Below are 12,067 nucleotides of genomic sequence, written 5' to 3'. Positions count from 1 at the left end.
CATCTGCTGGTCGTCACCACCTCCGGGTTGTGAGCGACACCTGCCATAACCGCGCCCCCGCTGCCCCCGCCGCTCCGGTGAGCCGGACCGATGAGACCGTCGATGCCGTACTCGCCGATCTCGCTGCCGTCGCCGAACAGCTCATGGCGGACACCGTCGCCGCCGAGCGCACGGCCAGCGAGCTCAGCGACGACAAAGAGCGACCGCCGGTGCAGGGGCAGGGCGGTCCCGGCTGTTGGAGCCGGCCCAACCCGACGCGGGCGCTCACCTCGCTTCGTCTTTCCCATGCCCATCAAGCCGCTCACGATCTTCGTGACGCCAGTCGAAGGGTGGTCGCCTGGTGGGCTGACCTCGTCACTTACGTGCTGCTGGCCGCCGTGGCGGGTGAGCCCGTGGCCGCGTACCGCGCCGCCGCAGCCGACCCCAGCGCCATTCCTGATGTCGAGGAACCGCGGCGGCTGCCGTACCCCATCGAGGAGGCACGTCGGTTCGCCGAACTCGGAGCTGCCGTCGCCGGCACGCCAGGCCCCAATCCCGCCACCGACGAGGATCTGTACAGCGCGATGGCCGACTACGTCGCGCGGGTGCGTCTCGCCCTGCGGCCCTCGCCCACCGGCGGTCTGGTCGTCGTGGACGACCTCACCCGGACGATGGCCGACTGGGAGTGCCGGGTCGTGGTTCTGGTCGACTGCATCTTCAGGGGCACTCTGCGCAACTGCTCGTTCTCCGCCCGTCCGCCGGAGGACTACCGGACGCTGCTAGGAGGTGTCTTCAAAGGATCTTGGGGTCGGATGATGCAGCGCGTGGGTCGTCGTTACGAGTTGTCTGACGTCGAGTGGGAAGCCCTGTCGAGGTACCTACCGTCGGCGGTGACCGGCGGTCGACCACGGGTCGATGATCGGCGGGTTCAGGGTTCGAGTACCTGGCGGCCCCAAAGGAGCTGATTGAGAACTAGTATCCGATGCCGTGACGGAGATCATCGAGAGGGTCCTCATCGACGGCGACGCCGAACAGGTGGACGGGTACCTCGGCAACGCCAGGAACACCGCTGTGATCGACTGGCGGGCGGACGACACCGAAGTCGTCTGGGACTTCGGCCGATTCCTCGACGAGGGCGACGAACTGGGATCGGAGCACACCGACGATGGGCTCACCATCACCTACAACGGGATCTCCCACCATGTGACGCTGCCGGGGACGTTGGCCAACCGGTACGAGACGATCCGTGCCGTCATCCGGATCCTCGCTCCGAAGTACGACGCGCGACTCGTCCGCGACTCGTACTACTCGGACACACACGTGTTTCTCGTACGCCATGCGGCCTGGTGGGCCGAGTTGGACCGCCACCACCCGGAGCGCGCGGCCGAGCTGTTCCAGCCGGTGACGGCGGAGCTGGACTTTCCCTAGGGAGCTGGACTTTCCCTGGTAGTGCTTTGTTAGGTTGGCGCGTCGTTGGGTGCTCGGGCTGGTCCGGGTAGTTCGATGGTGTCGTGACCCCTGATGAGCTTTCCGTGGTGCGGCAACGGCTTGAGGCGTTCGCCGCGGACGTGTTCACCCGTTGGTGCGCTCGGATCAGCGGGCCAAGGGTGAGACCGCGTGCCGCAGCGGCGGGACCTTGACCACGGTGAAGATCGCCGACAGCAACACGGCCGCGTCGTCACCGTGCTCGCTGCCCGTGGCCGGAACCATACTCCCGAGGTCACGATGGTGACTTTCGCCGTCGGGCAACCCTCCCGCCAGCCTGGACATGGTCACCGACGTCAGGTCGGGGGGCAGCGACTGGCGGTAGAACCCGGCCGGATTCGCGATCTGTGCTATGGTATCCCAGTTGCAGTTTTGATTTCCGTAGACGTTTTCGACGCCTGATGGGGTTATCTGAAACCCATACAGGCGTTTTTTCGTTTGTCGTGTCGGTTCCGGCGCGGGGTGATCAACGCGGCGGCGTAAGGGTCCGCGCAGTGCGGTCTCTAACAGCCTGCGAAGGAGCAGACATGGCTACAGGTACCGTGAAGTGGTTCAACGGCGACAAGGGCTTCGGTTTCATCGCCCAGGACGGCGGCGGCGCTGACGTCTTCGCCCACTTCTCCGGGATCTCGGCGAGCGGTTTCCGCAGCCTCGACGAGAACCAGCGGGTGGAGTTCGACATCACCCAGGGCCAGAGGGGCCTGCAGGCGGAGAACATCCGCTCACTCTGATCCGCAACTTGCGAACGGCGGCCCGACTGGTTCAGCGGGCCGCCGTTCGGCGCTTCCTCCACGCTACCGGGACCCGCGCGCCGATCTCACCGCCGCCACTGGCGCGCGCATCGCTGCGGTCGTGCGTGCGAGTGGTCGTCAACCAACGATGGCGGCAGCGGCGCCCACCCGCAGAGCGGTCCCGCTCTTCTCGATCGCGATGGCCACGACCGGGCCCCGCAACGGTGCACTCCACGTCAACCTGTCCACGTCCTCGGTCACGTGCTCCCGGCTCGGCAGCGTGTCCTGTCCGGCGCTGTCGATCACCACGAACGAGGTTGATCTCAGGTCGCCGTCCGGGAGCTCGACCCGTAGCCCGTCGCCATCGCTGAGGGCAGTCAGCCGCAGCGTCGGCAGCTCGGGATCGATGCGTTCATCGCCGACGTGACCGAGCGGCACGAGTATCAGGAGCGGCCAGACCAGTCGCGTCGGGCCGGTCGAGTAGCGCACGACCACGACCTCGCTCGGCGTGTTGTAGTGCAACCGGTCGTCCACCGCAAGCCAGCCAGTCGCCGCGCGATCCCCGCCGGGATTGGGGTCGGCCTCGCGGAGCGCCTTGCCGAGACGGTCGAAGATGGTTTGAAAGCCGGCCACATCCACGTACCGAGACCGCGCCCCGTCGGTCAGCATCTCCCAGGCGCTGGACACATCGCCTCGCCGAACCAGGGCCTCGAACCGTACGGCCGCGTCGTGGGCAGGATCCCGAACATTGGGTTCGATACTGCAACCGCAGGCTGGCTTCGGCCTCCCGGTCGTGGTAACCGCGATGGTCAGCGCCGAGACGACGACCGCCAAGACAACGCCCACAATGATCATCCGGCGCATAGGCATACCGGCTTGGATGTCGGTACGGTGGGCCAGGTTCCCAGCATCCGCTGGCCACTGCCCGCCTTTCGCGAGGACGTCCGTTCTCTACTGCCGGTGCAGCTCGGTCGTCCAGGTGCCGGCAACGGCGACCAGGCCCTTCTGCCTGGCGGGCCGCTCACGTGGCCGGCCCACGCCGCCGGTGCGGGGCACCCGAACCTGCCCCAGCAGCGGGATCAACCGGCGGGTGTCAGCTGCCTAACGCGTCCTCGCCACATCGTGAACCGCACCAAGATCACTCACAGAACCAGCCTTTTTTATCCTGCGTAGCGATTGGCTTCGACATGGTGTAGGACGAGGACGGCCTGGACGATCGGGGTTGCTCGCCGTGGGCAGCAGCGCAGCTTGGTCAGGATCTTCCAGGTCTTGAGGGTGGCGATCGCGCGTTCGCCGCGGGCGCGGATTTTCGCGTGGGCGCGGTTCACGGCCTTCTGCCGGCGTGACAGCTTCGGGCGGAAGCGGCGCCGCTTGAACGGAGTGCGCACGCTGCCGCGGGCTCCTTGGTAGCCCTTATCGGCGAAGGTCATCACGTCTGCCCTGGTCAGCGCCTCGACGATGCCGTGGGTCCTGGCTGCGGTCAGGTCATGGACCGAACCGGGCAGCGCCGGTGAAGCCCAGACGAGCCGGCCAGCGGCATCGGCGATGACCTGCACGTTCATGCCGTGGTGCTTGTGTTTCCCGGAGTAGTACGGCCGCTGGTCGGCGACCCGGTCGGTCGGAAAGGGTGCCGTCCAGGATCGCGTACGCCAGTCGGCGGATCCGTTCCATGGCGGTGGCCAGGTCATTGGCGGCCGGCGCGAGCAGGGTTATCGCTTCCTGCACGTACCGCCAGGCGGTGGCGACGCCGATCTCGAAGCCGGCCGCGAGTCGGGTGTAGGTGTCGCCGTTACGCAGATGGGCCAGAGCGAGCAGCGCCTGCCGGCCGGGTTCGAGACGCCGCCACCGGGATCGGCGCTGTTTACGGTGGCCGCGGATGCGTTCGGCGAGGTGGTTCAGGGTGCGGCTGGACAACGGAATCGTGGCGGGGTAAGACAGCATGGCGAGGCTCCCGGGCGGGGCTTCGAGTCTTGGTCGACGGCTGTCCTACTGGAGCTTCGCGCCCTCACCGCAGTGCTGACGACCGCAGCGGTCAGGGAACGACTCGTCCGGGGTGGATCTGTCATCACCATCGGATCAATCGCCGCGGACACGGGAGCCGGCGCCTACGGAGCAGCCAAAGCGGCCGTAGCGGCATGGAACGTCGATCTCGCCGCGCAACTCGGGGCCCATGGAGTCACCGCCAACGTGGTCGCGCCCGGGTACATCGCCGACACCGAGTTCTTCCGTGACCAGCTCGCCGACGAACGCCGCGACGAACTCATCGCCGCCACCCACACCGGCCGCGCCGGTACGCCGGACGACGTGGCAACCACCGTCCACTTCCTCGCGTCTCGCGGCGCCCGTCACATCCAGACCGGGTGTGCATGCCGTATCCGAGTTCCTCGGCGGCGACGGCCCAGAAGCTGTCCTCAGCGTCGGCGACGCCTGGGTCGATGATACGGATCTGCGCCAGCAGATCCGTACCGATGGCTATCCAGCTTTCGTCGTCGGCGTCGGACGTGCGGATCGCCGCCGAGTAGCGGCGCGCGCACTCGGCCAGCGCGGCCAGGGAACTGTTGACCACGGATTCGCCGTGGCCGTCGAGCAGCAGCACCGTGCCGCGGTCGCGGTCCACGACCAGTGCGCTGAGGCCCGGATCCTCGGCGATCACCGGCCGTCCGGCCCGCACCTCGTACGGGGTGTCCGCCCACACGCCCGGGTACGGAACGATCGATTCGCCGGTCGTGAGGGGGATCAGCGCAGTCGCGATCTCACGGTCGGCCGTCATCATCCAGCCACCATAATTTCAGCCGGTGAGCCGGTGACGCGGTAGCGTGCGTCAGTGGATTGGGACGCCTTCGAGACGGCATGGCATGACAATGGATGCCAGGCCCTGGCCGACCTCGCTGCGGCGCATCCGGGCGAGCGGCTGTACGCCGCGGCCTTCCACCTCTTCTACAGCGACGACATCGAAATCCTCCCGCCGGCTCTCGCCGCTAACACCGAGGCCGCGGTGCACCAGAACCACGGTTACTCAACGCGGTTCGCCCCGCCGGAATGGCGGTGGGACGTCCTGGACGCCGCGAGCGAGGCGATGCGGCCGTGGTACCACCGCCTCACCGAGGAGTTCCTCTCGCCCAACCGCACCGACGCCGAACGAGGCAAGGCGGCGGGCGCACTCGAGGTGGCACACGACGGCGCCATGGCCCGGGTCTGCAGGGCGATGACCGCGACCGCTCGCCAGGGCGGCATCCACCGCTTGCTTCCGGCCGACTTCGTCGTCGTCATCCTCGACGGTCAACGCGGGGACGAGCAGGTCGATCTGATCCGGGCGAGCGTCGATTCGCCGGTGCTCGCAACCGTCCTCGACCTGGCCGAGTACCTGCACGAGTTCGAGCAGACGTGACCTCCAGCCGATTCAACGGCCGACCTCGCCGGTGCGGATGACCGAGGCGGGCGGCAAGCATCCCGGTCCGCTGACCACAACCCCGAGGAAGACGCGTCCCGAGGCTGCTCTCACGCAGCCAGGCGCGGATACGACGGCGTGCGTTCGCATACGGCGATGAGGTGTTGAACTGGATCATCCGCCCTGCCACGTACGTGCCGTACCAGGGCGCTCCGTACAGGTCCCCGTCGTTCATCCGGCACGTGTTCGTGCTCTGCGCGGGTGGGCTGGGTGGCCTGCTCGGCGGCGGTACCGCCGCCGGGACCTGCCTACCGATCTACCTTCCGTCAGCGAGTTCCACCGCCCCCAGCCCGCCGAGGATGCCCGGCGTCTGGCCGGCGATCGGCGAGTGGGACGGCGATCAGGTCGCCAACGCGGCGGCGATCGTCACCACCGGCACCCAGCTCGGGGTACCGGGCCGTGGCTGGGTCATCGCGGTCGCCACCGCGATGCAGGAGAGCAGCCTGTAGTAACGCGTCAAAGGTGTGCTCAACGAGCGGTCGCGGTCGCCCGCAATGACGGTGCGCAGCAGGTAGTTGTAACCCGTCGCCCGCCGACATGACCCGCATCGAGACCGTCACCGCCCGCCGCTGCCACAAATACGCATCGCATGGATCTGGTCCCGTTTGGTACCGGCTCCTGCAGCCGGGGCGGTGTTGGTCCAGGTCAGGCTGGAGTATCCCTGCTTCTCGAAGATCCTGAGTCGCTGGGAGAAGGGATTGTCCGACCATTGTTTCTCCCGCCACTGATGCCAGATCGCGGCGGCGTCGGTGGACGCGGATCTGACCTCCGTAGGCTGCGATCAGGTACTCCGATGGGACCCCGGTGGGTGGGGTTTCGATAGGCTGAGGCCCGTCCTGCCGTCGATCGCTGGAGACGACATGTGGTGGTCGGGCGCTGGCATCCTGGCGGTCATCTTTCCCGCCGTCACGGTCGCCGTGGGATACCAGCTCGGCGGCTACCCCGGCGTACCCTGCGGCTTCCTCGTGGCCGGTATCGCGACGTGGTTCGTCGGGCGGCGGGTGAACCGCACCGACGACCCGAAGACCTACCACAATGAACACCGCTTGTACTCGATCCCCATGCAGTACTGGGCGTTCCTCTGGGCGTTCTTCGCGCTGACGCAGACCGTTCTGGGGCTCCTGGGAAAGGCGGGCTGGCAGCAGGAGTGACGGTGAAGGTCACCGCCCTGCGGACGATAGAGGCCGCCGGCAACCACTCCGCGACTGTCGATCCTGTGCGGCAACGGCGGGCTCTTCCTCGACTTCGAACTCGGACGCCGCGCGGACGGCGCGATGACCGGGGACTGCTTCCCCGAGCTGTTGGTCGACCTCTTCGCACCGATGGGCAAGGGCCGGCGACCGTCCGGCCAGGGAAACGATGCCGGTCTGACAAGCCCACGTTCCTTGATGACCTCGGCCACCAGCTCACGCGACCGTTCAACCGCGTCCCGCCACACTGCATAGATCCCTTCCGGAGAATCCAGCGCTTTGGTACGCCACTCCCGGTGTCTACCAGCAGTGCCCGACCCTGGGCGACCCGCCGCTCCCGACCACACGACTGCCGATGGGCGCCCAGACCGCCATCTGTCGGCTGCTCCTGCGGATCCGCGTCAGCCGGACGATGGCCGACCTGCTCAACCCCACCCTCGACGAGGCCGCCCAGGTCGCGGCGCACGACGGGCCGCCCGAGCAGTACGCGGGGGTCACCGCCGAGGTGCTGTTCGCCTACGGGCAGGCCGGCCCGCCGCACTATCCCGCCATCGCGGCGGCCCTGAAACCCGCCTTGCCCCGGATGCGGGTGCTACCGGTGCCACGCTGCGGCCACGACGGCATCAACCGGGCACCGGCCCGGCTCCTCGCCCCCCTCGCGGCCTTCCTCGCCGAGAACCCATGACGGTACGTCCGCCGGCCGATCGCAGCTGACTGGAGTCGGCCGCCGTCGCGGCAGTGCCGAAGGCCCTCGGCGGTACCTGCCGTGGTCGACCGCGACGAGACGCGAGAGAGCCGCAACGGTGACGGGCCGTCCCTGCGCGAATTCGCTACCGCACGGGGACGGGGGCTGTGCACCGTCGCGCCATGGCCAGGAGTCGCGAGCGCTCGCCTGCGATGCCGTGGGCGACCGCCGCGCGACGCCGGTCAGATGTCGGTGATCCGGATCCCCGCGTGCGCCTTGTACCGCCGGTTCACGCTGATGAGATTCGCGGTCAGCGCCTCGACCTGGTGCGCGTTGCGGAGCCGCCCCCCGTACACGCCTCGTACGCCGGGGATGCAACTCGCGAGTTCCTGCACCAGGTCGCTCGCCTCTCTTACGTCGGCCAGCACCAGCAAGTCGGTGTCGACCGAGGCGATCTTGGGGTCGTCGAGCTTGACCGCGCTGACGTTGTGGAACGCCCCGACCACGGTGCTCTCCGGCAGCAGCGCCTGTGCCTGCTGGGCCGCCGACCCCTCCTCGACGGCGAGCGCGTAGGCCCCCTGCTTGTCGAAGCCGAGCGGGTTGACGCAGTCGACCACCAGCTTGCCCGCCAGCACGGTGACCAACTCCTTGAGCAGGTCGGCGTGGCCCTGCCACGGCACGGCGATCACCACGATGTCCCCGGCAGCGGCCGCGCCGGCGTTGTCCGTGCCGGACACACGACGGCCGGTCGCCCCGGTCAGCTCGCTGGCGGTGCCGGCGGCGCGCTCCCGGTCGCGACTACCGATGACCACCGTCAGCCCGGCGGCGGCGAATCGCCGGGCCAGGCCACGGCCTTGCGGGCCGGTGCCACCCAGGACCGCGATGGTCTTGCCGGCGAGCGACTCGGGTGGGAGAGCTGTCACGTCCTACTCCTGTTCGGGTAACGGGACGGGCTGGTCGGTTCGGCGGTGCCGCCCGTCACGTGCGCTTGCGGATCTCCTCGGCGACCTGCGGGACGATCTTGAACAGGTCACCCACCACCCCGAAGTCGGCCAGCTCGAAGATCGGCGCCTCGCCGTCCTTGTTGACCGCGACGATCGTCTTCGAGGTCTGCATACCCGCCCGGTGCTGGATCGCACCCGAGATACCCAATGCCACATACAACTGTGGAGAGACCGTCTTACCGGTCTGACCCACCTGGAACTGATGCGGATAGTAACCGGAATCCACCGCCGCCCGGGACGCCCCGACCGCACCACCAAGCAGGTCGGCCAACTCCTCGACCAGCTTGAAGTTGTCGGCGTTGCCGACGCCCCGACCACCGGACACCACGATCGACGCCTCGGTCAACTCCGGCCGCGAACCCTTCTGCTCCGCCACCCGCTCCACGACCGTCGCCAGCTTGTCGGCCTCACCGACCTGCACGGTGAGCTGCTCCACCGTCGGGGAGGCCGCCGCCGGGACCGGGGTGACCGAGTTCGGCCGGACGGTGACCAGCGGCAGGCCTCTGGTGACCTTGGACGTGACGATCGTGGAACCGGCGAACGCCACCTGCGTGGCGGTGCCGTCGGCGGCGAGCCCGACCACATCGGTCAGGATGCCGTTGTCCAGCTTGACCGCGAGCCGGGCGGCGATCTCCTTGCCCTCCTGGGCCGAGGCGAGCAGCACGGCCGCAGGCTGCACCCGACCGACCAGCTCCGCCAGGACGGTGGCCTTCGGGGCCACCAGGTAGCCGTCGATCTCCTCGCTCTCTGCGGCGTAGATCTTCTCCGCCCCGTACTCGCCGAGCTTGGCGCTCAACGTCTCGGCCACACCCGGACAACCGAGAACGACCGCGGCAGGAGTGCCCAACTCGCGGGCGAGGGTGAGCATCTCCAGGGTGACCTTCTTGACGCCGAACTCCCGGGTGGCTTCGACGACGACGAGAACCTCAGACATGTCCCTGACCCCTCACACGAACTTCTCGGTGGCGAGGAACTCGACCAGCTTGACGCCGCCGTCGCCCTCGTCGGTGACCTTCTCGCCGCCGGAGCGCGGCGGGCGCTTGCTGTGCTCCAGCACGGTGCTGGTCGCGCCGTCGAAGCCGACCTCGCTCGGCACGACGCCCAGGTCGGCCAAGGAGAGGGTCTGCACGGGCTTCTTCTTGGCCGCCATGATGCCCTTGAAGGACGGGTAGCGCGGCTCGTTGATGGTGTCCCACACGGAGACCACGGCCGGGGTCGAGGCGGTGACCACCTCGTACCCCTCCTCGGTCTGCCGCTCGATCGCCAGCTGGCCGCCGTCGACAATGAGCTTGCGCGCACCGGTCAACGCCGCGACACCCAGCCGCTCGGCGAGCATGTGCGGCATCACCTGCACCCGACCGTCGGTCGACTCCGCACCACAGATCACCAGATCCGCGTTCAGCGTGGCCAGAGCGGCGGCGAGGACCTTCGACGTGGCCACCGCGCAGGAGCCGTGCAGCGCGTCGTCCACCACGTGGACGGCCTTGTCCGGCCCCATGGAGAGCGCCTTGCGGATCGACTCGCTCGCCCGGTCCGGACCCATGGTCAGGATGGTGACCTCGCCGCCGTGCGCCTCCTTGATCTTCAGCGCCTCCTCGATGGCGTACTCGTCCATCTCGTTGATCACGTTGTTCGCCGAACCGCGGTCGACGGTGTTGTCGTCACTGCGCAGGTTGCGGTCCGCGCCCGAATCGGGCACCTGCTTGACGAGTACGACGATGTTCATCGCGCTTCGACGACCCTCCTGTTTGGTGCTGCTCTCGCTCGCCCGGTCACTTGTCGGACGCCAACCCGGTCACCACGCCCACGCGCGCCGGTTCGGCGGTCGTGGGGTCGACCGTCAGCCGGAAGCTCGGGTATCCGCCTTCCACCTCTGCCTGAAGGCGGCGGCGGTAACGCGGGGCCCCACCGAGATAGACCATCACCCGTGGGCGATCGTCGCGGTCCAGGTTGATGTTGTGACCGTTGAACCACGACTGGGTCTGCGACAGCAGGAGCTTGGCGTTCACCTCGCGCACGTGCTCCAGCCAGTCCAGCTCCGCTTCGCGGCGCCCTTCGAAGCGTCCGATCCGGTGCTCCTGGATGTGACGTGCGGTCTCGGTCATCCAGTTCACCACGTCCTCGATGCCCCGAGGGAAGTTGGCGGTAGCCGATCCGGACTGGGGCCCGACCAGGACGAACATGTTGGGGAAGCCGTTGACCTGGACGCCGATGCAGGTTTCCGGCCCGTCCTTCCAGCGTTCCTTCAGCCGGACGCCGTCGGTGCCGATAATCTCGATCCGGTCGAAGGGTCCCGTCACCGCGTCGAAGCCGGTCGCGTAGACGATCACGTCCAGCTCGAGATCACGGACCGTGCCGGCGCCGGTGTCCAGTCGGATCCCGGTCTCGGTCACCTCCTGGATCGGCTGGGCCATCAGGTCGATCAGCTCGACGTTCGGCTGGTTGAAGACCTCGTAGAAACCCGACTCACCGGCGACCCGCTTGGTCCCGAAGCCGTGGTCCTTGGGGATCAGCAGCTCGGCCACCTCCGGGTCCCGGACCCGCTGGCGGATCTTGCTGGCCACGAACTCCGACAGCTCGCGGTTCGGGCCGGGTTCCATGATGCAGTCGCGGTAGTTGCCCATGTAGAGCCCGGCGCCCTGGCCGTTGTACAGCTCCTCCCAGTGCCGTAGGCGCTCCTCCCTGCTGACGTCGGTCGACAGCGTCCGGTCGGGACGGTGGATGAAGCCGGCGGGTGTCTCCCGGCACCAGGCGAAGATCTCCTCGTACCGGGCTCTCAGCTCCGCCATCTCCTCGGGGCTGATCGGGGCGTTGCCGAGGGGGGCGCACCAGTTGGCGTCCCGCTGGAGCACGTAGAGCTGGTCGACCTTGTCGGCGACGTCGGTGATGACCTGGACGCCGCTGGCACCGGTTCCGATGACGGCGACCCGCTTGCCGGTGACGTCGTAGCCCTCCGGCCAGTCGAAGGTGTGGGTTTCCAGCCCCTGGAACGAGTCGCGGCCGGCCACCCGCGGATAGGTCGGGACGGAGAGCAGGCCCATCGCGTAGAGCACGAACTTCGCGCGGATCCGCGACCCGTCCTCGAACGAGACAGTCCACCGCCAGTCGTCCTCGGACCACTCGGCGCGCACCACCCGCGCGTTGAAGGTGATGTGCCGCCGCAGGTCGAACTTGTCGGCGACGTACTCCAGGTAGGACAGAGTCTCGGGTTGGGCCGCGAACTTCTCGGTCCAGTCCCACTCGCTCAGCAGTTCCTCCGAGAAGGAGTACTGATAGGTGTAGGACTCCGAGTCGAAACGGCACCCGGGATAGCGGTTCTTGTACCAGGTGCCACCGAGGCCGGCGTTGGCGTCGACGACCCGGACGTCGGCACCGATCTCCCGCAGTTGGCGGAGTTGGTACAGCCCGCAGACCCCCGCGCCGATGATCAGGTAGTCGACAGCGGAGGCGTCACCTGCCTCGTCCACCTTCGTTGCCATGCGCCACTCCGATCAATCAAGCGCTTGCTGCACTTTTTCCAGTCTATCGCAACGGGCCAGGAGGCG

Annotated in this window: 12 protein-coding genes and 3 pseudogenes; 8 read left to right on the top strand and 7 right to left on the bottom strand. The window is 68.1% G+C overall.

Annotation, left to right across the window (positions count from 1 at the left end; genetic code table 11):
- Positions 1–29 precede the first annotated feature (29 nt).
- The 3 genes from GA0070618_RS22195 to GA0070618_RS22185 all read left to right on the top strand — a co-directional run bounded on the left by GA0070618_RS22195 (position 30) and on the right by GA0070618_RS22185 (position 2,195).
- Positions 30–944 carry a hypothetical protein gene (locus GA0070618_RS22195; RefSeq protein WP_088983348.1) on the top strand — a complete coding sequence of 305 codons (915 nt, stop codon included), beginning with the start codon at positions 30–32 and terminating at the stop codon, positions 942–944.
- 22 nt (positions 945–966) lie between these two features.
- The gene (locus GA0070618_RS22190) at positions 967–1,407 is read left to right on the top strand and encodes a hypothetical protein (RefSeq protein ID WP_088983347.1); all 441 of its coding nucleotides are present in this window, start codon (positions 967–969) and stop codon (positions 1,405–1,407) included.
- Between the two features lie 584 nt (positions 1,408–1,991).
- Positions 1,992–2,195: a cold-shock protein gene (locus GA0070618_RS22185; RefSeq protein ID WP_088983346.1), complete on the top strand. Its 204-nt coding sequence runs from the start codon at positions 1,992–1,994 to the stop codon at positions 2,193–2,195.
- A gap of 138 nt (positions 2,196–2,333) precedes the next feature.
- On the opposite strand, the gene GA0070618_RS22180 is transcribed toward GA0070618_RS22185, so the two are convergent.
- Together GA0070618_RS22180 and GA0070618_RS22175 are read right to left on the bottom strand one after the other, a co-directional pair.
- Positions 2,334–3,059: a hypothetical protein gene (locus GA0070618_RS22180; RefSeq protein ID WP_088983345.1), complete on the bottom strand. Its 726-nt coding sequence runs from the start codon at positions 3,057–3,059 to the stop codon at positions 2,334–2,336.
- 296 nt (positions 3,060–3,355) lie between these two features.
- Positions 3,356–4,136 (bottom strand): annotated as a pseudogene (locus GA0070618_RS22175) (transposase family protein).
- Here GA0070618_RS22175 and GA0070618_RS22170 point away from each other — a divergent pair.
- A pseudogene (locus tag GA0070618_RS22170) lies at positions 4,062–4,487 on the top strand (SDR family oxidoreductase); the annotation flags it as partial. The pseudogenes GA0070618_RS22175 and GA0070618_RS22170 sit on opposite strands and share 75 nt — an antisense overlap.
- On the opposite strand, the gene GA0070618_RS34825 reads toward GA0070618_RS22170, so the two are convergent.
- Positions 4,456–4,965 carry an SUKH-4 family immunity protein gene (locus GA0070618_RS34825; protein ID WP_231931932.1) on the bottom strand — a complete coding sequence of 170 codons (510 nt, stop codon included), beginning with the start codon at positions 4,963–4,965 and terminating at the stop codon, positions 4,456–4,458. The pseudogene GA0070618_RS22170 and the gene GA0070618_RS34825 sit on opposite strands and share 32 nt — an antisense overlap.
- 54 nt (positions 4,966–5,019) lie before the next feature.
- Between GA0070618_RS34825 and GA0070618_RS34820 the strand changes: the two genes are divergently transcribed.
- From GA0070618_RS34820 to GA0070618_RS22135, 4 genes and pseudogenes are all read left to right on the top strand, one after another.
- The gene (locus GA0070618_RS34820; RefSeq protein WP_088983343.1) at positions 5,020–5,583 is read left to right on the top strand and encodes a DUF4303 domain-containing protein; all 564 of its coding nucleotides are present in this window, start codon (positions 5,020–5,022) and stop codon (positions 5,581–5,583) included.
- Between the two features lie 194 nt (positions 5,584–5,777).
- Positions 5,778–6,089 (top strand): annotated as a pseudogene (locus tag GA0070618_RS22150) (hypothetical protein); the annotation flags it as partial.
- 414 nt (positions 6,090–6,503) lie between these two features.
- The gene (locus GA0070618_RS22145; protein ID WP_088983342.1) at positions 6,504–6,794 is read left to right on the top strand and encodes a hypothetical protein; all 291 of its coding nucleotides are present in this window, start codon (positions 6,504–6,506) and stop codon (positions 6,792–6,794) included.
- A gap of 394 nt (positions 6,795–7,188) precedes the next feature.
- Complete coding sequence (locus GA0070618_RS22135; protein ID WP_088983341.1) at positions 7,189–7,518, top strand: hypothetical protein; 330 nt, start codon at positions 7,189–7,191, stop codon at positions 7,516–7,518.
- A 242-nt stretch (positions 7,519–7,760) separates the two neighbouring features.
- Here the strand turns inward: GA0070618_RS22135 and npdG are convergent, their stop codons facing one another.
- From npdG to GA0070618_RS22115, 4 genes are read right to left on the bottom strand one after another with little or no spacing between them, the layout of a single operon-like run.
- Entirely contained in the window at positions 7,761–8,441 is a 681-nt protein-coding gene (gene npdG, locus GA0070618_RS22130) for an NADPH-dependent F420 reductase (protein WP_088983340.1), read from the bottom strand.
- A gap of 55 nt (positions 8,442–8,496) precedes the next feature.
- A complete protein-coding gene (locus GA0070618_RS22125; protein ID WP_088983339.1) occupies positions 8,497–9,456 on the bottom strand; it encodes an electron transfer flavoprotein subunit alpha/FixB family protein in 960 nt (319 codons plus the stop codon).
- 12 nt (positions 9,457–9,468) lie between these two features.
- Entirely contained in the window at positions 9,469–10,248 is a 780-nt protein-coding gene (locus GA0070618_RS22120; protein ID WP_088983338.1) for an electron transfer flavoprotein subunit beta/FixA family protein, read from the bottom strand.
- A 46-nt stretch (positions 10,249–10,294) separates the two neighbouring features.
- Positions 10,295–12,001, bottom strand: coding sequence for a flavin-containing monooxygenase (locus GA0070618_RS22115; RefSeq protein WP_088983337.1), 1,707 nt, complete (start codon positions 11,999–12,001; stop codon positions 10,295–10,297).
- Between the last annotated feature and the right edge of the window lie 66 nt (positions 12,002–12,067).

Origin of the sequence: Micromonospora echinospora, assembly GCF_900091495.1 — a bacterium.
Classification (GTDB): domain Bacteria; phylum Actinomycetota; class Actinomycetes; order Mycobacteriales; family Micromonosporaceae; genus Micromonospora; species Micromonospora echinospora.
This window is presented reverse-complemented; position numbering and strand designations above follow the sequence as displayed.